Origin of the sequence: Streptomyces sp. NPDC046909, from assembly GCF_040644695.1 — a bacterium.
Taxonomy (GTDB): domain Bacteria; phylum Actinomycetota; class Actinomycetes; order Streptomycetales; family Streptomycetaceae; genus Streptomyces.
The window spans coordinates 16,059-35,754 of sequence record NZ_JBEYXC010000035.1; the positions used below are offsets into that span (position 1 = coordinate 16,059).

19 protein-coding genes and 1 pseudogene are annotated in these 19,696 nt (G+C 66.6%); 11 read left to right on the forward strand and 9 right to left on the reverse strand.

The window, feature by feature from the left end; all coding sequences use genetic code 11:
• The first annotated feature begins 15 nt into the window (after positions 1–15).
• Positions 16–1,269 carry a hypothetical protein gene (locus tag ABZ928_RS52240; protein WP_361536713.1) on the forward strand — a complete coding sequence of 418 codons (1,254 nt, stop codon included), beginning with the start codon at positions 16–18 and terminating at the stop codon, positions 1,267–1,269.
• 66 nt (positions 1,270–1,335) lie between these two features.
• On the opposite strand, the gene ABZ928_RS52245 is transcribed toward ABZ928_RS52240, so the two are convergent.
• Positions 1,336–2,160, reverse strand: coding sequence for a DUF6192 family protein (locus ABZ928_RS52245; RefSeq protein ID WP_361536715.1), 825 nt, complete (start codon positions 2,158–2,160; stop codon positions 1,336–1,338).
• Positions 2,161–2,742: 582 nt separating this feature from the next.
• Between ABZ928_RS52245 and ABZ928_RS52250 the strand changes: the two genes are divergently transcribed.
• The 3 genes and pseudogenes from ABZ928_RS52250 (at position 2,743) to ABZ928_RS52260 (ending at position 4,681) form a co-directional block, all read left to right on the forward strand.
• Complete coding sequence (locus ABZ928_RS52250; RefSeq protein ID WP_361536717.1) at positions 2,743–2,847, forward strand: hypothetical protein; 105 nt, start codon at positions 2,743–2,745, stop codon at positions 2,845–2,847.
• A pseudogene (locus tag ABZ928_RS52255) lies at positions 2,847–3,140 on the forward strand (ATP-dependent DNA ligase); the annotation flags it as partial. The gene ABZ928_RS52250 and the pseudogene ABZ928_RS52255, both read left to right, overlap by 1 nt.
• Positions 3,141–3,571: 431 nt before the next feature.
• Entirely contained in the window at positions 3,572–4,681 is a 1,110-nt protein-coding gene (locus tag ABZ928_RS52260; protein ID WP_361536749.1) for a hypothetical protein, read from the forward strand.
• Positions 4,682–4,984: 303 nt separating this feature from the next.
• Here ABZ928_RS52260 and ABZ928_RS52265 read toward each other — a convergent pair whose 3' ends face one another.
• Positions 4,985–5,479, reverse strand: a complete 495-nt coding sequence (locus ABZ928_RS52265) for a hypothetical protein (protein ID WP_361536719.1) — start codon at positions 5,477–5,479, stop codon at positions 4,985–4,987.
• Positions 5,480–5,771: 292 nt separating this feature from the next.
• Between ABZ928_RS52265 and ABZ928_RS52270 the strand changes: the two genes are divergently transcribed.
• Together ABZ928_RS52270 and ABZ928_RS52275 are read left to right on the forward strand one after the other, a co-directional pair.
• The gene (locus ABZ928_RS52270) at positions 5,772–7,148 is read left to right on the forward strand and encodes a hypothetical protein (protein WP_361536747.1); all 1,377 of its coding nucleotides are present in this window, start codon (positions 5,772–5,774) and stop codon (positions 7,146–7,148) included.
• 498 nt (positions 7,149–7,646) lie between these two features.
• On the forward strand, positions 7,647–7,847 hold the full coding sequence (locus ABZ928_RS52275; protein WP_361536721.1) for a hypothetical protein: 201 nt from the start codon (positions 7,647–7,649) through the stop codon (positions 7,845–7,847).
• A 163-nt stretch (positions 7,848–8,010) separates the two neighbouring features.
• Here ABZ928_RS52275 and ABZ928_RS52280 read toward each other — a convergent pair whose 3' ends face one another.
• Together ABZ928_RS52280 and ABZ928_RS52285 are read right to left on the reverse strand one after the other, a co-directional pair.
• Positions 8,011–8,388 carry a PIN domain-containing protein gene (locus ABZ928_RS52280; RefSeq protein WP_361536723.1) on the reverse strand — a complete coding sequence of 126 codons (378 nt, stop codon included), beginning with the start codon at positions 8,386–8,388 and terminating at the stop codon, positions 8,011–8,013.
• Positions 8,385–8,648, reverse strand: coding sequence for a hypothetical protein (locus ABZ928_RS52285; protein ID WP_361536725.1), 264 nt, complete (start codon positions 8,646–8,648; stop codon positions 8,385–8,387). Before ABZ928_RS52285 ends, ABZ928_RS52280 begins: the two co-directional genes overlap by 4 nt.
• A 512-nt stretch (positions 8,649–9,160) precedes the next feature.
• Between ABZ928_RS52285 and ABZ928_RS52290 the strand changes: the two genes are divergently transcribed.
• Together ABZ928_RS52290 and ABZ928_RS52295 are read left to right on the forward strand one after the other, a co-directional pair.
• Positions 9,161–9,535 carry a hypothetical protein gene (locus tag ABZ928_RS52290; RefSeq protein WP_361536727.1) on the forward strand — a complete coding sequence of 125 codons (375 nt, stop codon included), beginning with the start codon at positions 9,161–9,163 and terminating at the stop codon, positions 9,533–9,535.
• 2 nt (positions 9,536–9,537) lie between these two features.
• Complete coding sequence (locus ABZ928_RS52295; RefSeq protein ID WP_361536729.1) at positions 9,538–11,007, forward strand: caspase family protein; 1,470 nt, start codon at positions 9,538–9,540, stop codon at positions 11,005–11,007.
• A gap of 21 nt (positions 11,008–11,028) precedes the next feature.
• Here the strand turns inward: ABZ928_RS52295 and ABZ928_RS52300 are convergent, their stop codons facing one another.
• The 3 genes from ABZ928_RS52300 to ABZ928_RS52310 all read right to left on the reverse strand — a co-directional run bounded on the left by ABZ928_RS52300 (position 11,029) and on the right by ABZ928_RS52310 (position 13,427).
• Positions 11,029–11,895 carry an IS5 family transposase gene (locus ABZ928_RS52300; protein WP_361536731.1) on the reverse strand — a complete coding sequence of 289 codons (867 nt, stop codon included), beginning with the start codon at positions 11,893–11,895 and terminating at the stop codon, positions 11,029–11,031.
• A gap of 90 nt (positions 11,896–11,985) precedes the next feature.
• Positions 11,986–12,399, reverse strand: a complete 414-nt coding sequence (locus ABZ928_RS52305) for a RacP protein (protein ID WP_361536733.1) — start codon at positions 12,397–12,399, stop codon at positions 11,986–11,988.
• A gap of 26 nt (positions 12,400–12,425) precedes the next feature.
• Positions 12,426–13,427: a DUF6192 family protein gene (locus ABZ928_RS52310; protein ID WP_361536735.1), complete on the reverse strand. Its 1,002-nt coding sequence runs from the start codon at positions 13,425–13,427 to the stop codon at positions 12,426–12,428.
• Between the two features lie 344 nt (positions 13,428–13,771).
• Here ABZ928_RS52310 and ABZ928_RS52315 point away from each other — a divergent pair, with 344 nt between their 5' ends.
• Together ABZ928_RS52315 and ABZ928_RS52320 are read left to right on the forward strand one after the other, a co-directional pair.
• Positions 13,772–14,758 carry a hypothetical protein gene (locus ABZ928_RS52315; RefSeq protein WP_361536737.1) on the forward strand — a complete coding sequence of 329 codons (987 nt, stop codon included), beginning with the start codon at positions 13,772–13,774 and terminating at the stop codon, positions 14,756–14,758.
• A gap of 199 nt (positions 14,759–14,957) precedes the next feature.
• Positions 14,958–15,149, forward strand: a complete 192-nt coding sequence (locus tag ABZ928_RS52320) for a hypothetical protein (RefSeq protein WP_361536739.1) — start codon at positions 14,958–14,960, stop codon at positions 15,147–15,149.
• Positions 15,150–15,238: 89 nt separating this feature from the next.
• On the opposite strand, the gene ABZ928_RS52325 is transcribed toward ABZ928_RS52320, so the two are convergent.
• Both ABZ928_RS52325 and ABZ928_RS52330 read right to left on the reverse strand, forming a co-directional pair.
• A complete protein-coding gene (locus ABZ928_RS52325) occupies positions 15,239–15,841 on the reverse strand; it encodes a hypothetical protein (RefSeq protein ID WP_361536741.1) in 603 nt (200 codons plus the stop codon).
• Positions 15,842–17,081: 1,240 nt separating this feature from the next.
• A complete protein-coding gene (locus ABZ928_RS52330) occupies positions 17,082–18,704 on the reverse strand; it encodes a hypothetical protein (RefSeq protein WP_361536743.1) in 1,623 nt (540 codons plus the stop codon).
• 505 nt (positions 18,705–19,209) lie between these two features.
• On the opposite strand from ABZ928_RS52330, the gene ABZ928_RS52335 reads away from it, so the two are divergent.
• Positions 19,210–19,557, forward strand: a complete 348-nt coding sequence (locus ABZ928_RS52335) for a hypothetical protein (protein ID WP_361536745.1) — start codon at positions 19,210–19,212, stop codon at positions 19,555–19,557.
• Positions 19,558–19,696: the final 139 nt, after the last annotated feature.

A 19,696-nucleotide genomic window follows, 5' to 3' on the forward strand; every position in this document is an offset into this window, starting at 1 on the left:
GCACACCAACCTCGCGTGAGCAGCTACCTCGCCGCAGGTCCACTGTTCACATCTAGAATCCTCTGCGACGCTGTTCCCATGAGCATGCGAGATGCGCTCCTACTCATCGCCGGAGCACTGGTGGGCACACTATTCAGCGCCTGGTACGAAACTGGGATCTCTTGGTACAAGAAGCTCTTAGCGTCTCGCAGGGTTAAGAAAAGGGAGGCGCTGGGAGAGGCCGGCTTCATATCGGAGAGACTCATTTCGCACTACATGATAACTGGACGTACGGATTCACTCTACACACCAACAAAGATCGAGCCTTTCACTCGAATCCCGCTTCTCCATGGTAGAGAAATATCATTCCCCATACCTATAGATTCCCAATCTGACAGCATTTTCATTCTATCCAGTGAAAAATTAGAACTCCCTTTCAATCCGTCACTCCTGAAGCGGGAGGTGCGTCGCGGGGCCAGGATATTTGAAGGGGAGATCCTCCACCTCGAGGGGATGAGGATAACCCCTCACGGAACACCAGAATTCACATTTTCGCGATGCAACTACTCCGCATACGCAACCTTAACGCTCACCTTAAGGAAGGAAATTTATTCACGCTTCTCGCGGCGCAGGATTCTCAATAAATACTTGTTGAGTTTCTCTGACTCAATTTCAGGAGGGTTTGCCCCTCAAGCCATGGGGTGCTCCTGTGTCAGCCTCTTCAGGGATCAAGCGGGCAAACTGCACATCGCGATCGCCAAGCGGTCAACGGAAGTCCTCAACGGCCACAATCGTCGCGGCGTTGTTCCCAACTTTGGAGCAGAAGCGCACACTCTGGCCCGCCGTAGGAGTAAGTATTCGCTAATACTTTACAATTACCTGAAGGAATTTGTTGAAGAATTCTATGACCTGGAAGAGGTTGTAGCGTCGGCGAGCGCTCGCAGGGCGGATCCCGACTGGGTGTTCCATCTTCCGGAGTCGTTTTCGCTGGTCAATCAAGTGAACTCAGGAAAAGTTCAACTGACTTGCCTCGGCATGGCCGTCAATCCCGTGGACGGGGCTCTAAATTTCGCAATTTCTGCCGAATTTTCCTCTTCGGAATTTTTCGAGAATCTCAGGTACTCCGTCAAGTCGAACTGGGAGTTCGATTCGCGACTTCCTGGTAGTTCTCCAATTGAGTTTATTGAGTTGGGTAGCGATCTTATTGACCAGTGGGCGAATCGAGGCGAGATTGACCCCGTCAGCCTCTTTGCGATAGATCTTGCACGAGCCCGATTCGAAGGTTCTTGATCATCTTGGGGGGGGCGCCAAGATGTTTCTTCCTGTTACGTCTTTTCAGGGGTTACTCATCGAAGGTCATGCCGCCTGTGCGTAGTCCAGATAATCGTCGCCCATCGCCTTGAACGCAACGTCCGGGCGACGCAGCAGCCCCGTGGTCACCTCGGTCGCGACGCTCTCGTCCCGGGTCAGTTCCTCGACGACCTTCACCTTGTCGGCCGCCGTGACCTTCGCGACGACCGCGGGACGGCTGAGGATGCCCGGGGCGAGCGCGGCGGCGACGTCATCCTCGCGGGACAGTTCCGCCGCCGCCCTCACCTTGTCCTCGGGTTTGACCTGAGCGACCACGTCCGGTCGCCGCAACAGGTCACCGGTCACCGTCGCGGCGACGTCCTCGTCCTGGGCGAGGGTGTGGATCGCGCTGACCTTCTCCTGCGGTGTGACCGGCTTGTCGACCTGACGGCCCGTGCGGCGCCTGGCCTCGTCCGGGGTCCACCGCGCCTTGCCCGGCGGCGGCGTGAGGATGACCGCGAACCGTTCCTCATCGTCGGCTATGGCCGCGAAGATGCTGTGGACCGTGAAGGACACGTCGGCCACCCGCTTGTCCTTGGGCCACTTTCCCGCGACCTGACGGGCCTGCCTCGCCGTGTGGTAGGACATCCCGATGTCCTCGGCCAGACGGAACAGCGACTCCTTCACCGTGAACAGGCCCTCGGCAACCGCGCCGCCGTGCTCCCGCAACGGCTCGATCTCCAGCCCATAATCGCCGATCTTGAACATGACGCCGCTGGCCGTTTGGACCAGTTCCCGCAGCTCAGCCACGATCTCCGCGTAACGGCCCGCGCTGACGCTGCCGACCTTGTCCTCGGACGCCCCGACGGCCGCCTCTATCTCTCCGGGCATGGTTTCACCACCAACCCGCAGGCCGGGCACGGCAGTTGACCGTGACGAGACCCAGCCCGCCTCTGAACCCGAGAGTCAGACCGAAAATCCTATGATCACAACTAGCGACCGCAATTGACCGATATCCGAACATAGTTGGGATTCAAGTGCGTTCGCCTTGCGGTCACTGTGACCGTTGGGCGGACGATTCCTTCCGAGCCCTCCAGGCCCTCATCACGCACCGCCGCGAGCAATAGACCGCATTCGAACGGCGGTCCACCCCGGCCACCCAGCTGGCTCCACACTCCGGGCACTCGGCCCGGCCGGCACCGCCGAGCTCAGCCGCCACTCGCTTGCGTAACCGCAGATCTCGACGCCACTGCCGGGCCCGGCAGGCCGCTGAACAGAACCGCGTACGAGCTGGAGCATCCGGCCTCAACCGTTCACCACAGCCCTCACACACCCGCCCTGCGGCCCCCTTAGCGTCCTCGGACACCCAGCCAGACTAGGGCCCAAAGCTACCCAAAACCGAGGCTTAGAAACAGGTACTAAGTCAAGTGGGACGGGTTCCGGGCGCAGGCGGCCATCGAGGCAGGACGGGTGGTGCTGCGCTCGCGGCGGGGCACCGACCTGGCGCCGGCGTTCCCGGAGATCGTGGCCGGCGCCGCGCAGTTGCCCGACGCGACCGCCCTGGACGGGAGTTGGTGATGTGGGCGGGCAGGCGGCTGGCGTTCGAACCCCTCCAGGACCGGCTGCGCCGTCGCGGCGCGGGCGCGGCCCGGCTGGCCGAGACGCAGCCGGCCCACTTCGTCGCCTTCGATCTGCTGCGCCTGGCGGAGCAGGACATCACGGCGTGGCCGTACTGGCGGCGCCGGGCCGGATTGGAGGAGCTGTTCGCCGAGCAGCGGTTGGAGGCGCCGTGGACTCTGTGCCCCTCCACCACCGACCCGGACACGGCAGCGGAGTGGCTGACCTGGACGGCGGTCGGCGTGGAGGGGCTGTGCTTCAAGCCTGTGGACTCGGCGTACCGGCCAGCGGTGCGCGGGTGGCGCAAGTACAAAGTGCGCGAGACCAGCGAAGCGATCGTCGGCGCGGTCACCGGTCCTGTGGCCGCTCCCCGAAGTCTGCTGCTGGGGCGGTACGACGCGGACGGGCGGCTGCGGTACACGGGCCGGACCACCACGCTGTCCCGCACGGTCGCCAACGCGCTCGTCGGTCTGCTGGCTCCGGCAGACGGTGAGCATCCGTGGACGGGGTGGACGTTCTTTGCCGGGTGGGGCACTCGCGAGCGTCTCGACGCCACTCTGGTACAGCCCGAACTGGTGGTGGAGGTCGTCGTCGATGTCGCCCGGGACAGTGAGGGCCGGTGGCGCCACCCTGTCCGCTGGCACCAAACCCCCGCACGCCGCTGCGCCGCTTCCTCGATCGCGAGATGTCGGCCGGCCCCCGACCCGCCCGCGCCACGTTCCGCCAACACCTGTTCGACCATCCCGCGCCCGGCCCCCTGCTGCTGCCCGTTCCCACCGCCCGGCGCGAACGGTCCGCCATTGGCACCGCCGTCGACCAGCGCCTGCGTCTCGCATTCACGGCAGCCGAGCCGCTCGATCGCTCGACCGCCATCGGGATCGCCCTGTCCTCCCGTATCCCGGACGCACCGGTGGCAGACGCCCTCATCCGGGTCGGCACACACCTTGCACAGGAGTTGTCGGCCACCGCCGCGTGCACCGAACTGGACGCTCGCCGCCTCCCCTTGGCCAGAACGGCCGGCGCTGAAGACCGCCTGGCCCGGATCCTGCTGGCCGCCGCCTGGTACGCGGTGGCAGCGCGTGCCGGAGCCGCGTTCCTGGCCACCCCCCTCTATCGGGCTGCCGCCCAGGACCCGGATGGCTTCACCCTGGACCGGCTGCTCGTACTGCCCCGGCCTGAGGTGGTGGGGGACGTTGTGCAGCAGATCGAGCGCGCCGCCGAGAGCGAGCTCGGTCCCCGGCGACAACAGAGCCTGCCCGGGCACTGCGTCGCCGGCCCCGGCTTTCCCGGACAGCAGATCGGCGCCGACGCCGACCTCGTCGTCGACGGACTGCTGCTCGATTTCAAAAGCACCACGCTGGTACGCGAGTTGAGCCAGCACACCCTCTGGCAGTTGCTGGGCTACCTCCTGCTCGACCGCGAGGACCGCTACCGCATCGACAGTGTCGGCATCTACCTCACCCGGCGCGGCACCCTCGTGCACTGGAGCGTGCCCGACTTCCTCAACCTGCTGGGAGCACGCCGCCGCGACCTGCCCGTCCTCCGCGCGGCGGTGGCACAACTCCTTGCCCGCTGCGAGGCCGGACGGCCCCCGGGCGGGCTCCGCGAACAGCGCGCCGTGGAGGAACTCCTGACCGACCTGGCCCCCAACCCGCGACCTGGCCACTGCCTGGTGTGCAGCGGGCTGATTCCCTCGGCCGCAAGCCGCGGCACCTCACGCCGGTACTGCTCCACCTGGTGCACGAAGCGTTCCAGCGTGGTTCGGCGCCGGCATCCGAGGAGGACGGCGCCATGACCCGATGTCCGTTCCCGTTGAAAGCGCAGATGTCGTAGGACGCTGACCGGGAAATGCCGCTGCCCGCGATACGACGGGAACTCCCGAACGGGGAGCCCTGCCTCGCACTCGACCCCCGAAGCCTCCGGCAGCGGGAGCCCGCGCTCACCACCGGCGTCCCGCCACCCGACCTCGAACTCAACCGCGGAAGGCGGCAGGAGCTCCTCCATCTGCGGCAGCCTCATGAGTCCACTGTGCAGAAACCGGGGACTGAGCGGACCGAATGGGACTAAACCCCACTTGCGGGCGGACCTTCAAGCAAGGTCAACCCAGACCGGTTCCCATCAAACCTGCGAGCCTGGCGATCTTCTCGGCGTCGAACAACCCTTGAAAGGGACTCGGCTTCCACCCGGTGAGCTCCTGGATGAAGCCACCCTTGTCGCAGTGATCCTTGTTCCACAACTTGTCCCGCACCGGCAGCCTGACCCAGTTCACGGGCTCCCCGCTGACCGAGTTCACGGGCCAGGTGAAGTCCGTCAGGAAGTGATTCTGACCCCCGATGCCGTTGCTGAACGGAGCACCCTCAAAGATCTGTCCCCCGCTGACGAACCAGTAGATCTTCGCTGGGTCGCCCTTCCAGTACCGCGAGAACCACATCTCCCACAGTTCCGCGGCGTTCATGTCCGGCGTGTAGTCGTCGGTCAACGGGTCCCCGTTGACCTCCCAGTACAGGCGCAGCGGCACAGTGAACTCGTGCCTGCTCAAGCGGTTGGAAAAGGTCCAACAGGTATCTGCCGAGTACGGCTCATATGTGGTCATGACGGCATCCTCGCCGTACCCACACCGCAACCGAGGGCGATCTCTCAAACGGGTGACAGCGCGAACAGCTTTTGATCAATTGCCGCGGGACGGATCACATCGTTGATCAGATCCGCTGGGAGTCGATCATCTTCACCGGGAACGGACACTCGAACCAACGACCACAGCACGCCAGCTGTAGAAGCTTGACCAAAACGCGCTGTACCAAAGGGTTTTGACATGATGCAGAACGGAGACATTGAAAGCTGTAGAACACTACAACACTCGACGCAGAGAAGGAGACAGCACCTTGGTGTACCAGTTCCGCCCGCTGGCGAACGGCATACGAACCGATCACCCCGTCCCCGGCCTGCCATTCGTCGACGACTCCCACATTCCGCTCGACCAGGGAGGCGACGCGATCGAGGCCGTGGGCCGCAACAAGGGCGAGGGCATGTGGGGCCGCGTCGACGACACCGACGGCGGATGGCTCGCCTTCACCACCGACCCCATCCGCCACGACCTGGGCTGGTCGGTGCGCCACCACCCCCAACGCGGCCGGACCGTACTGCTCATGCGCAACGAGGACATCGCCCCCATGCACGGCGAGTGGTACGGCCCCCCGCTGCTCTTCCGCGCCGGCGGCTACTGGTGGGACGGCGTCGCCTGGTACCGACCCGACCAGGTCTGGGACCCGGTCCGCGAACGCTACGAGCACCGCAAGGCCTCCGCCGCCGTCACCGTCAGCGCCGCCGACATGCTCGACGCCGGCGCCGACCCCGGCCGCGCACACCTCACGAAGATCACCGCCTTCAACGCCGACACCCCCGCCCCCGACAACTGGAGGGACCACCTCGCCCTGTGGGCACAGCTACACAATCAGCAGCAGAAGGCGCTGCCCCTGGACGAATGCGTGGTGAACATCGCCAGCCCCGAACTGGCCGGCGACCAGCTGCTCGGCATCCCGGAGGTGGCGGCGCTCGGAGAAATCACCGCCTCAACGCTGCGGGCCTACCTCTCGCGCGGCGAGGGCGACATGCCGATGCCCCAGGCCACCGTCGGCGGACGGGCCATGTGGTCGCAGCCCGTGGCGCAGGACTGGGCCGACGCCCGGCGCCGCTCCGCGGACGGCATCAAGACGGCCATGTCCGCCGGCGACCGCCACCGTCTCTCCCCCGGCGCCGCCGACATCCGCGACCGGTTCGCCACGGACTTCCACCGCTCCCTGTGGGGGCGCCCCGACTGGCGCAAGCGCTGGGTTCTGCGCCACCGCAACGAGGCGGACGTCCAGGAGATCGCCGACGACCTGGCCTGGAGCGTCGCGATCAGCCTGAAGCAGATCCTGCCCGTCGACCTGCTCAGCGCCACCGTCCGGCACGCCGTCCTGGACGAGTACGCCTCCAGCCTCGCCTACCACGACGAGCGGAAGGAGGGGCAGGAGGTGAAGCCGTGGGAGCTCACCCTCGGCCTCCCGGTGACCGGGATGCTCGACTGGTTCATCCGGCACCACCCCGCCTCCGCAAAGACCACGATCGGCGACATCCTCCGGACGGCGGAGGACCGCTGGGACGTCCCGCCCACCACCACGGGCAAGGCACTGCACAGGGCGCTGTCCATGGACAGCAAGCTCGACGAGGCGACCCTGGAGGAGTACCTCGCGCTGGTCCTGCCGTCGGACCAGGCCTCCTGACCCCACACGGCGCCGTACGCGAAGGGGCTCGGAGCCATTGAGGGTGGCTCCGAGCCCCTTCGTGACGATATCCGCCCGGCCCCCGGGCGGACCGTCTTGTGACGGAGAACGAACTGAACATGTGTGCGTGTCACGGGCGTTGACGCTTGGCCCTGCCGCTACAGTGCGGCACGAGCGACGTGCGCGAGCCCGGGAATCCCGACGTGTCCCGGGTCGGCCGACACCAAGGCGCCCCGAAGTGGGCTTGAGCCTCATCGTGCCGATGCTATGGGTGTGGCTATGTGTGTTCTCGGGGCCGAGACCCCGGGGCTTTGATGGGACCACGACCAGGCGGATACCGAGCAGACCGGGATGGACAGCCACAGGACGCCCTGGCACGGCAGCGAGACCAGTGAACGTCGGCACGGCCTCAGCAAGATCCCACGTACACAAAACGTGGTGGTCGGGCTGAGTGCCGTTGCACCCCAGGTCCGGCCACCGGAAAGGTCATCCGGACCCATGTCCAACCCGACGTTCCGCGACAAGGTGCTGCTGGTGGTGATCTGCGCGCTGGTCTCCATAATCGTGGCCACCGGCGCCGGCATCCTCACCCGCATCACCGGCGCGTCCCTGGCCGAGGCCATCCTCTCCGCAGGAGGCGCTTTCGCGATCTCCATGGGACTCTCTCTGACCACGCTGTCCGCGCTCGACCTCGTGTGACGCCCGTCCCCGTGCGATGGCCGCAAGGCCATCCTTCCGCTCCACGCGGCCATCGCCCGGCGATCCCTCTGGCGAGCCGGGTCAAACAGACCTCGATCACGGCCGCACCCGGCCTGCCCCCGGGTGCGACGCCGCAAGCGCCGGTAATTCCCCGTTTGGCTCGCTACGGCTCCAGCGGGTTGAGGGGGCTGACTCCCGTGCCGGCGTACAGGTCGGTGTCCAGGGACAACAGCGTGGCGTTGCCGTCGGCGTGCTGATCGACGAGCACGGTGGCGGCTGGGTGCAGGATCCGCCAGTCTGCCTGTCGCCAGGTCCCGGCCAGCAGGGCGTGGGCGTGGGTGAAGTCGGCGACGGTGGTGAAGCGGCGGCTGAGGATGTGCTGGCCGGTGCCGGGTTTCTCGCGCTCGGCGACGGTGGCGGACAGGGCGGGGATGACGATCTCGGCGTAGCCGTAGCTGGCCTCGACGTACAGGCCGTTGAGGAATTCATCGCCCTCGGCGAGGGCCTTGATGCAGGTGTGGTCGAGCAGGACGCGGATCACGCGGCGTGGTGCTCCTGTCCGAGGCGCTGCAGGAAGGCGCGGGCCCGGGCACGTGCGTCGTCGGAGACGGTGGTGCCGGTTGTCTCCTGGATCTCCGCGAGTGCCTGCTGCGCGCGCTGCTCCCGCTCCGCCTCGGTCAGCTCGCGCGTCACGAGCGTTTCCAGGAGGTCGTTCATGGTGGTGCCGCGCTCGCTGGCCAGAGTCCGCAAGCGGTCGCGCACGGCCCGCGTCGTCTTGATACTGGTGTCCTGATCACCCATGAAGCCATTCTACCGCTGGTAGAACCGGCGTGGGGATATTCCGCGGCAACCGGCCGAGCCCGGACCTGCGAGCTGCGAGCGGCCGCGGTGGGCTGCAGGCCGTGCGGGGCTTCGGACGGCCGCTCGTCAGGTGTGCCGAGGGGCACGTGTTCAGTACTTCGGTCCGGTCCGCATGAGGCGGGCTCGGCCGCGCGTCTGTGCAGGTCGGGCGGCATGGCTGCGAGATGTGTGCGGACAGTTGCTCGGTACTGGTTTCGCAACTGCGTGCCGCTGTTGGAGAGTTCCTCCTGAGTGCCTGTTTGCGATCCCGGTGTTGGGCGCCTCGCGGCCAGTGCCCACCCTTCGAGCCGCGCCGGGTTACCGATTGGCGAATGAGCGCGAAGTACTGCCGTCGGCGGTCGCGGTTCGTCACACTGTGAGGAACGGTTTTGGGACGCTTCGTAATCGGGGGACTCGTGCAGGTTGAGGATTCCACGGGCCATGGACCAGGGAGATCCGGTTCGGATCGCGTGATGCAGGTGCTGTTGTCCATCGCGTTCGATCCCGAGCTGGACTCGGAGCCTGCCGAGCGGCTGGTGCGCCAATTGCGTGCTGAGATCTCCGAGTTGGATGTCGAGTCGGTCGGTCCAACCCTCGCCGGGACGGCTCCTGACGGGGCGAAGGGCACCGATGCCGTCGCATTGGGGGCGGTCGTTGTCGCGCTGAGCGCCTCTGGTGGCGTGTTCACCTCGCTCATTGAGACCTTGCGTGAGTGGCTCAGCCGGCATTCCGCCCGTCATCGCATCTCGTTGACCATCGACGGCGACACCATCGAACTGGATCGAGCGTCTGCCGCTGAGCGGCGGGAACTGATCGATGCGTACGTCCGTCGCCACACCGGTGAGTAGCCATGGGCCGCCGACTGGCGCTGCTGATCGCCACGTACGACTACCAGGACGATGGGCTACGGGCGCTGACTGCCCCGGCCCATGATGCGGAGGCACTCGCCGCGGTCCTGAAGGACGCCGATATCGCGGGGTTCGAGGTCACCACGCTGATCAACGAGCCGCACTACCGGGTCGGTGAGGCCATCGGCGACCTCTACCGTGACCGGCGGCGGGACGACCTCACCCTGTTGTACTTCACTGGCCACGGCCTCAAGGACGACGATGGCCGGCTCTATCTGGCGACGACGAACACCCGCCGCGGCAGTCTGCTGTTCACGTCCCTGCCCGCGGAGCAGATCGACCAGGCCATGTCCGGCAGCATGTCCCGGCAGAAGGTACTGATCCTCGACTGCTGCTACAGCGGCGCCTTTCCGACCGGGCGTGTCGCCAAGGCCGACACCGATGTGCACGCGCTGGAGCGGTTCCAGGGCCGAGGACGGACGGTGCTGACGGCATCCGATGCGACCCAATACTCGTTCGAGGGCAACCAGCCGCACGGCACGGCCGCGCAGTCGGTGTTCACCCGTCACCTGGTCGCAGGTCTCCAGGACGGTAGCGCCGATCTCGACGGCGACGGCGACATCACCCTCGACGAGCTGTACAGCTACGTACACGACCGGGTCGTCGACGAGATGCCGCAGCAGCGGCCCAAGAAGCAGGACAACGTCGAGGGCCGCATCGTCATCGCCCGGAACATCCACTGGACGCTGCCTGCCCACCTGCACCATGCGCTGGCCAGTCCGATTGCCACCGACCGGCTCGGTGCCCTCGACGGGCTCGCCCACCTGCACCGGATCGGCAACAACCATGTGCGGCGGCACGTCCTTGAGGAGATCCGGCGGCTGGCCGACGACGACAGCCGGACCGTGTCCGCCGCAGCTGCAGCCCGGCTGCAGAGCTTGCTGCCACCGGCTCCCGCGCCTCCGCCCGGGCCGGTCGTCAAACCAGCGCCGACCACCACGCCAGTCGTGGAAGCACCGGCGAGGCCAGCCGGCTCCGCTCCCCAGCCGACCGAGTCGCGGCCTGGCTCCGGGAACGACTTCTGGCCTCATCCCCTCATCGGGCCATCCCCCGTACAGCCGGGGCACATCCGAAATCCAGGGCAGGGCGCTCGGGAGGCACGAACTAGGGCCGACACCGGCTCAGGGGTGGGGCCGGCTCACGTCTCCGAAAAAACCACAGGACCCTCCGTTCCAGCACGGGAACGGGCGGCAACGCCACGCACTGCTAGGTCCGGACAGGTCTGGCACTGGATTGTTCGGATTCTCCGCATCGTCGGCGCAGTCTATTTGGGTGCGATATACGTAGCCGCGATCATCGCCTCACTCGGCGGCGCCGGCGGAGCCGTCGGCCCTTGGTTCGGCTTCGTCCTCATCGCCGTGGGGGCGATCGCGGGGATTCTCTTCGTGCGTTGGCGCCGCCGCAATCGCTGAGTAGCCTCGGCACTGAGCTGGTCAGGCGGCCTCTGGCATCACGTAGCCGTGGGCGATGTCACGGCGTTCGGCGGGACGGGCCGTGCGACGGGTCAGGCGCCGGGTCATCAGCGTGATCGCCGCCCACGTGATCAGGGATTCGCTCATCTCGGGCAGCCGTTCGTGGTCGCGGCAGTGCCGGCGGGCCCTCATGATCCATGACCAGCCCCGTTCGACGGCCCACCTGCGTGGGAGGACGACGAAGCCCTTGGCATCCGGCGGGCGCCGGACCGTCTTGATGGTGATGTCGAGGTACTTCTTCGCCCAGTCCACCAGGTCGTTCTTGGCGTAGGCGGAGTCGGCCCAGACGATGGCGATCTCCGGGTGCAGCAGCGCGAGACGGAACAGCAGCTCCCGTGCGACCAGGGAGTCCTGGGCATCGGCGGGAGTGACCATGACGAGCAGGACGAGACTGCGATGGTCACAGATCATGTGCCGTTTCCGGCCGTTGATCAGTTTCCCGGCGTCCCAGCCCCGCGTTGCCTTACTGACCGTCTCGGACGCCTTGACGGACTGCGAGTCGACGATCACTGAGGCGGTCTGGGGCGTCTTGCCCGCACTCAACCGGATGCGGCGGCGCAGCTGGTCACGGATGACTCCCAGGACTCCGGCGGCGGCCCACCGGCGGGCAAAGCCATAAATCGTGCGCCAGGGCGGATAGTCGGCGGGCATGCTGCGCCACTTGATCCCGTTGTCGACGAGGTAGCGGATGCCGTCGACGATCTCTCTGCGGGGCCACTTCTCCGGATGCCCGCCCCTGGGGAGCGTGCAGGCCGGCGGCGGCAGCAGCGGCTCGATCAGGACCCACTCGGCGTCCGTCATGTCCGACGGGTAGCGACGGGTGCGCATGAACGGGGTGAGGGACCGGCCCGGGGAGTGCGTGCGGACGCGCGGGCCGGTCCCTCGGTCTCCTCTCCTCGTGTGCGCCGGCCGTATTCGCTAAAGCTGCGGGTGGGCGATCATGTCGAGAGAGCTCTGGATGGCGTTTATCTGGGCGACGACATAGCTCACCCAGCGGCTTTTGGGAAACAGCCTCGCGTGCGGGTCCAGGATCCCGGTGATCACGCCGGTGATCTGCGTGTACTTCACCTCGGCCCACTGCCGCTCCCACTGCTCCAACTCCTCGGCGTCCTCGCAGAAGCGGTACCCGGTCTGAAACGACCACACCAGCGGCGGCCACCGCTTCTCCCCGGCGAGTTCGCGGTAGGCGGCGAGCCCGCGCACGATCTGCGACCTTGACAGCTCGGTCACCGCCATCAGCCGGGGCTTCTTCAGCCCGGCCGGGGCGACCTCCATCAACGCCAGCCGGATCGAGTCGGCATGACGGGCAGCGGCCGGTGAGCGGCGCCTCACGCGCTCCCTTCTGGAGCGCGCCACGGCTACTCGCCCCGCAGGAGCCGGGCCAGCGCTTCGTCCACGTCCACGTCGCCGGTCTCGGCGGCGTGTTCGATCCACTCCAGCGTGGCGCGTACCCTCGCCACGTTCTCCCGCAGGACCGCCTTCTCGTCGTCCGACATGCTCCGGCCGCGCAGGCCCGGGACCACCCGGCCGGCGGTGGCGACGAAGGCGTGGCAGGCCCCGACCAGGTCCAAGAACTCCACCGTCCGCTCGAACTGCTTGACGGTGGGGGCGAGTTCGCTGGCGCGCTCGTACTCCTCGCGGGCCTGGCGTCCGCGTTCGACCTGGGCGTGGTTGACCTGCTGCCGCGCCCGGTCGTCCCCCATGGCCTTGAACGCGACATCGGGCCGGTGCAGCAGCCGCCGGGCGGCCTCCGCGGCCACTTGCTCGTCGTGGGCCAGGCCGCCGATCGTCTCCACCCGCACCTGCGGCGGGACCTCGCGGGCCACCGCCGGGCGTTGCAGCAGGTCCGCCGCGACCTGGGCGGCGACCTGGTCGTCGACGGCCAGACCGTGGATCGCGGTCACCTTCTCCTGCTGCGACACCGGATGCTGCACGTTCCAGCCCCGCACCCGCCTCGCCGCGTCCTGGGTCCACCGGTGGGTGCCGTAGTGGGGGTTGAACGGCGGGTTGCGGATCAGCTCGAACCGGTCCGGATGGCTCATCAGGATGCGGTGGATGTCGATGGAGACGCCCTGCATCCGGTGTTCCGGCGGCCAGTGCGCCGCGGTGAACCGGTAGTTCATCACGCTGTGCACGCAGATCCCGACATCGTCGGCGAACCGGGCCATGGTCTCCTCGACCGACTGCACGTCCTGGCCCGCCGCGGCCCGCGCACCCCCCTTCGGCTGGAGGGGCTCCACTTCCAAAGCGTAGTCACCTAGTTTGAAGTGCGTGTCCCGCTCGGTCTCGACCAGCAGTTTCGACTCCGCCACGAGTTCGTCGTAGCGGTCCTGGGTCACATGGCCGATCATGGTGGGCATAGCCATCACCACCTGCCGCGGACCCGGGGGCGGCACAGTGCCGGCGACAGGACCAGGCCCGCGATACGGCTCAGCGTTGTCCCGCCGCGAGATCGTCCGCCAGCGCCGACCAGAACTGACCGAACGGAACCCGAACGGTCACAACGGCCGTTCGCTCAAGCGTCAATTCCGCGCTTCGGCGAACGCTTTCCTTCGCTCGTAGGCGGCCCTCCCGCGGCACTTCGCCGAGCAGTACACCGCGTTGCTGCGGTGATCCACCCCGGCCACCCACACCGTCTGGCAGACCGGGCAGACCCGGCGTCCCACACCGTCGCGCTCAGCTACGGCACGGCGTTGGATCCGGAGTGCATGCCGCCACTGCCTGGCCCGACACGCTGCCGAGCAGTACACCGCCCGCGGCGCGGCCCCTGACTCCAACGGAGAGTCACACACCGGACAGCACCGCTGAAGCGGCGGTCCGACGAACCCGAACACACCGCCAGGCTAGACCTGCCCGGAGATCCACCTCAGCGGTTCAGACACAGGCTCTGACCGGGAAGCAGCTCGGCCAGCCCCTTGTCGAGAACTCCGGCGCCGTCTACACAGTCACGTGCACACGTCTGGATGGTCAGCCCATTGCAGTCACCGGAGCATGGGACGGCACAGTAAAAATCCGAGATGTCGCTATCCGTCGACATATCGGTCACGCGCTCACCGGCCACGGGAACTGTGTGTCCGCAGTAGCGTGCACAGTCCTGGACGGCCACCCCGTCGCGGTTACAGGTGCGGGTGACGGCACAGTACTGCTCTGGGATCTCAATGCCCGTCGCAAACTCGGCCAACCGCTTACCGGCCACACGGCTGCCATCAACTCGGTAGCCTGCACAGAACTGGACGGCCAGCCCATCGCGATCACCGGCGCGAACGACAACAGCATACGGATCTGGAACCTGACGACACACCAACAGCTCGGCCAGCCGATGACGGGGCACGAGGCCGCCGTATACGCCGTGGCATGCACAGAACTGGACGGCCAGCCCATCGCGATCACCGGCGCGATCGATGGGTCAGTGCGAATGTGGGACCTGACGACCGGCCAGCAGCTCGGGCAGCCATTGATCGGCCACACTCAGGCTGTCTACACGATCGCGTGCACTACGTCGGATAGTTGCCCTACGGCAGTCACCGGCTCCAGCGACGCCACCGTGCGGATCTGGGATCTGAAGCGAGGCAAGTCACGACTGATCCGAACGGGGCGTGGATGCCAGGCCCTCGATATTTACGCGAGCTACCTCGTGTGCGGCCTTGACAATGACATTGCCGTCTTCGCCATCCCCACCTCACTCCAATAGTGCCTCGTTTTCTGGACAGTGGCTGGCGACGTGGCACCGGCCCACCCTCCCCGGGACCGCCGCAAACCGCGCCATAACGGTCGAAGGTTGTGGCCGCGTCCTCGACGTCGAGGAACAGGCCTCGTCAGTTCCTCGATGCCGCGGTGGGTGAAGTACATGAGGTGATTCGCCTGCTCGACGCGGACGAGCGGTTCCAGGGATGCGTACTCTCGCCGCCACGCGGCCGCCGCATCGGCCGGGCGCGCGGTACACGCGTCCGGAGGTCGACGTCCTCGCCGAGGTGCGCGAGCTCCTGGCCGTCGCGGTCGCCGCCGACCGGGCCGCCGGGGACGGCTGGCCCGAGATCGGCCGGGCGCTCGGGGTGTCCGCCGACACCGGCGGACGGCAATGACCGCTCTGACACCACCGTGCCTGCGTGGCGGATCTCCTGGACTCCGCGCTCGATCAGCACTTCGCCTACGACCTGGTCCGCGTACAGGTTCAATCCGGCAGTGGACCGCGTTCCGGCTCCAACGCGTGGAGTCGCCGCAAGGCAGCGACACCATTCATCACTTCATCAACAGCGCGCTGCGGGTTCCACACTCGAATTCCCAGACGCGCCAAGATCTGCTCGTCTTTCGCGTAGATTGCCTTCTCGTTCGTCACGAAAGCAGTGGCTGCGTACCGGGCCGCCGTGGCAACGTGCATAGCGTCCCGCCTTGAGTTCTTGTTCGCAGTTGTCCAATCCTTGTTCGGAAAGATGATGGCGAAAGCCTCGTGGATGCGCTGCCCGTCTTCGGCGGTACCCCATACGGCGTGGTCCCACCGAGAGTTGTCCCAGACCATGGCCCCCAGAGCTTCGGGAAGGTCTGCGCTCTCCATCAAGCGCTGAGCCTTCACGGCGTCGTCCTGGCCTTCCAGACGCTCGGTGTCCAGCGTGTCCGTACGGCTCAGACCGATCCACCCCTCCTCCCACAGCCTCAAGAGGTCTCTCGATCTCTGCGCGTTCTCATCGTCCCGATACAAGGCGCCAATCAGCACGTTGCTGTCAATGAAGAGGTGCATTGAACACAGGTTCCGGCCGCGATTTGGCGAATTGGTCATTGAGCGCTCCGTGTTACATAGACAGGGTGCATCGCACCAACGTCTCCCGTTGCCGGGCCATCCATGCAGGACGGTACCGGCTGAGGTCTATGGATGGGCATTGACAGATGGCCGCCTCCTGCAGCCCGGCAGGTGGCGTTCACATGGCGAGGTAGGGGCCGTGGGCCAACTCCTGCTGTTCATTCTCCTCTTCGCGGGTGCGCCTACGCCGACGCCGAAGCACTTCTGGACTGCGCCCACGAACTCGCCGCCGGGCTCCTCCACCAGTTCGGAATCAACGTGCACCGCTGGCAGAACCCCGGAGCCACCCCCGCTCGCTACCACGCCGTGCCGACTGACCGACGCCGGTGTTCACGCGATGCGCGACAGCGGCCTCGCCCACCGCTCCCAGAACGGCCGACTCGTCACCGACCAGGTGGCGATGATGCGGATTCTTGAAAACGGCTCTGTCCGCGGTTCCGAAGCTGATCTGGCCGTGCGCGGTCGGCCATAGCCGGTGTCAGCTGTGACCGGGAGAAGGACCAGGCTGGGGCGATGGAACCGCGTCGGAAGGTAGGGCTAGCGCATTACGTCGGGGCGACAGGCGCCCCTGCCCACGGCCCAGTCCAACATGCCCGCGAATTACTACTGCCGCACCGGGATGCTCAGCTCGAAACTTCAGAACCGCAGGCCATAAAGGCATAACCCAATCTCTGGTTTCGCCTGGGCCAAGTAGGTAATAGCTGCCCGTCATCTCGAATCCAAGAGGATAAGTTCCTATACCCCAGACAGCGTTTCGCTTGAAGTACGCATTTGGCCAGGTCACAGCGACCGGTGATCTACCAACATTAGACACCTTGATGATGAGAACCTCGTGCGGGTACTCCGCGCCGTCCACGTCTGGCGCGTATGACGTATAGGGCAGATCGGTATGGGCTGGCGAACTCGTCAGGTTGTAGCCCGGCCCCGGTTGAAACGACTCCGAACCACTCCGCCCTACCCACAGTTCGCATCGGACTCGTCCAGCGGTAAGAAAGTGGCTCGCCACTTGCCACCCCAGCGAGACGGTAGACAACAGCAACCCTAGAAGTGCCACGCCGAGTGTGCCATCCATGGTGGCAGGCTATCGGCGTGCGCGATCTCGATGAACCGTCTTGATCAGACCGGCGTCACGGAACCGCGGGCAGACCCAGATTCAGATATCGCCATCAGCGATCGCCTGGTGACAGGTTCAGCTTCAAACACCGCGCCCGATCAGCTGTCAGGTGACGAGCTGCCGCATGGTAGAGCGGTAAGGGAGTCTGGGCATCCGCCCGGCCTCCGTCAGCGTGAGAGCGGGAAGCAGTTCGGCGTACTGCTCGGGCCCGCTGTTCCGCAGGATCGCGCGGAGTTGAGCGATGTCGAAGGGCGTGCGTTCGGCTGTCACCGCGTCGAGCAGCCATGTGGCGTCTGAGCTGCTCAGACGCCACAAGATGGGCTGGATGTACCAGGCGGGACGGTCCCGGCCCACAGCGCTCAGCAACTGATAGGCGGCTGCGGGCTGCTGCGACTCGCGCAGGGCGGCCACCATGTCGACGATGTGCAGGGGCAGGCGTTGTGTGGCGATCACGCTGAGCAGCCGGTGAGCGTACATCTCTCCGCCCCTGGCGTGCAGCTCCGTGATGAGGGCACAGATATGGGCCGGCGTTGCCTGGGCTGCCGCGACCTCCAGGAGGCCGTACGCCATGTCCCAGTCCTCTTCGTCCTTTCCGTAGCGCAGGACCACATCCATCAACCCGACGATGAAGTCAGCTGACGCAGTAAGGGCCAGGTCGACGAAGCTGGAGTGCCCCTCCCTCATGCGTCGCAGCATCTGCAGGATGTCCTGTGCCAGGACGTCCGCGTCTGCCTCGGCATCGGGCTCCGCGGTCTCCTCGCCCGCACAGGCCGGGCTGGCCGAGTTATCCGGCGCGTTGTCCTGGTGCAGTTCACGCGCGAGGTCGTCGAGACGCTGGGCGCCGTCGTCCAGGTGTCGGGATGCTTTGACCAGTGCGTCGTCGATGTCATCTGCTGCCGCCTCCACGTCCTGCGAGATCGAGTCCGCGTGGTCGGAGACGGTGAGTGGCGGGGAGTTATCCGGTTGTCCAGCAGCCTGTTGACGCAGCTGTTCGAGTTCTGCGGTGAGAGTGCGGATCTGCTCGGCCGCTTCGGCGGCGAGCCGGTCGGCTTTGCTGCGTTCGTCCCTGGCCCGCTGCAGGGAGGCTTCCGCTGTCCGTCGCTGGTTTTCGCTGCGCGCCAGCTGCTTGCGCACCGTGTCCAGCATGGGGTGCTCGTCGGCACGATCCTGCAGCTTGTCGCGCCTGGCGGACAGGGCGGCGATGTCACGCTGGAGCTTGTCGACCATGGTCAGCAGCACGCAGACCATCCGGTGGGCGCCGGTGCGCTCATGTTCCAGCTCGACGGCCCGCTCCATGGCGCGCAGCAGTCGGTCCTGCAAGGCCAGTGACCGCCGCTGCTCGGCAACCAGCTCGCTCGCCGGCACCGTGGTGCCCAGGTTCCGCGCGGCCCCGTGGGGCGGCCGGATGCCGTGCTCCCGGGCGGCAACGGCGGCAGCTTCCTGCAACAGCCGATCTCTGAGCGCGGCGTCGTCTCCGGAACACACATCAGCGATCGCCTGGACGAAGTCCTCCTCCAGGCGCACCCCCGCGAGCCGCTCGCTGATGGTCGAACGGCTGGGAACGCGACCACTGCTGAAGTGCTCAGGTGTCAGCAGCGGCCGGACATCGTCGAGGCGCAGCCGCGCCTTGTCCAGCCAGCTCCGTAACAGGGCAGCTGTGGCGTTCGCCTGCTCGGTAGGGCCCTTGAGATCGCCCCACCCTTTGGTGCGCCGGCCTGGCTCGGACAACCTGCCACTCCTCGTCTCCAGCGGGCCGTCCAGCCCTGTCCAGCCCGGAAGCCGGACAACTGGAGCCGCCCCGCCGGCCCGGGCACCGTGTGAAGCGCCCACGGCCCAGACCCCGACCAGGGCCAACACGTCGCGATCGCACGCCTGTTTGGGAAACCCTACCGATGCCAGATCCTGTTCAGCAGGCCCTTCCCCTGATCCTCCACGGACTCGTGACCGAGCCGCCAGCCCAGCTCGTCGGCGTTGCCGTCATCACAGCTGGGGCTGCGGCTCCTCGCGCTCGGAACCCAATTCGTGACCACCGGCCGCCACCGTGCAGGGAGCAGGAGAACTCTGTCGCCGCGGGCGACCCCAGGTAACCGACTCGACTGTTCAACTTTGCTGCCCAACACCGGACTTGCGCCGCTAGCACCGCGCCGGGCCACAGTGCCGCCGACCACTGCAACCACCCGCGCTCTCCTGCCCCGGCCTGCCCCGGGATAGAACTCGCCTCCGGAGCCTGCCGATGACCTCCCCCAGCATCCCTGACCTGCTCACCATGACCGCCGCGGGCCTGACTGCGCTCAGCGACGCACCCCTCTGGGTGGCCCTCGCGATCGCCCTCCCTCCTGCGATCACGGCCACGGCACGGGGCGTGACCGAGCTCCTCACGGGCATCTCCCATTTCCGCACGGCCTCCATGCGCCGCCGGCAAGAAGACCGATTCCTGGACGGGATCACTGACCTAAGCGCAGGCCTGGGACACCTCGAGCGCGTGCAGACCAGCACTTCCCTCGCCGCCCCGGCGCCGCCCACCGATCCGGCCTCCTCCGCTCCTTCCACCGCCACCCCGCCGCCTGCTGTGCCCCCATGAACCGATGCGCGGCCGACGGAGAACGGAGGCCTCGGTGCGCATTTCCGGCCAGCCGGATATCAGGTGCGCACGGGCTCAGCCCCTGACACTCTGTCACCTAATGTGCGGTTCGGCGGTAGGAGTCCACGCCTTGATCATT

Bases quoted from the DNA above. Each gene is read 5' to 3' on its own strand.
- ABZ928_RS52245 (WP_361536715.1), bottom strand. From the start codon at position 2,160: ATGCCCGGAGAGATAGAGGCGGCCGTCGGGGCGTCCGAGGACAAGGTC.
- ABZ928_RS52260 (WP_361536749.1), top strand. From the start codon at position 3,572: ATGTCGGCCGGCCCCCGACCCGCCCGCGCCACGTTCCGCCAACACCTG.
- ABZ928_RS52265 (WP_361536719.1), bottom strand. From the start codon at position 5,479: ATGACCACATATGAGCCGTACTCGGCAGATACCTGTTGGACCTTTTCC.
- ABZ928_RS52275 (WP_361536721.1), top strand. From the start codon at position 7,647: ATGTCCAACCCGACGTTCCGCGACAAGGTGCTGCTGGTGGTGATCTGC.
- ABZ928_RS52285 (WP_361536725.1), bottom strand. From the start codon at position 8,648: ATGGGTGATCAGGACACCAGTATCAAGACGACGCGGGCCGTGCGCGAC.
- ABZ928_RS52290 (WP_361536727.1), top strand. From the start codon at position 9,161: ATGCAGGTGCTGTTGTCCATCGCGTTCGATCCCGAGCTGGACTCGGAG.
- ABZ928_RS52295 (WP_361536729.1), top strand. From the start codon at position 9,538: ATGGGCCGCCGACTGGCGCTGCTGATCGCCACGTACGACTACCAGGAC.
- ABZ928_RS52300 (WP_361536731.1), bottom strand. From the start codon at position 11,895: ATGCGCACCCGTCGCTACCCGTCGGACATGACGGACGCCGAGTGGGTC.
- ABZ928_RS52310 (WP_361536735.1), bottom strand. From the start codon at position 13,427: ATGCCCACCATGATCGGCCATGTGACCCAGGACCGCTACGACGAACTC.
- ABZ928_RS52320 (WP_361536739.1), top strand. From the start codon at position 14,958: ATGCGTACTCTCGCCGCCACGCGGCCGCCGCATCGGCCGGGCGCGCGG.
- ABZ928_RS52325 (WP_361536741.1), bottom strand. From the start codon at position 15,841: ATGACCAATTCGCCAAATCGCGGCCGGAACCTGTGTTCAATGCACCTC.
- ABZ928_RS52335 (WP_361536745.1), top strand. From the start codon at position 19,210: ATGACCTCCCCCAGCATCCCTGACCTGCTCACCATGACCGCCGCGGGC.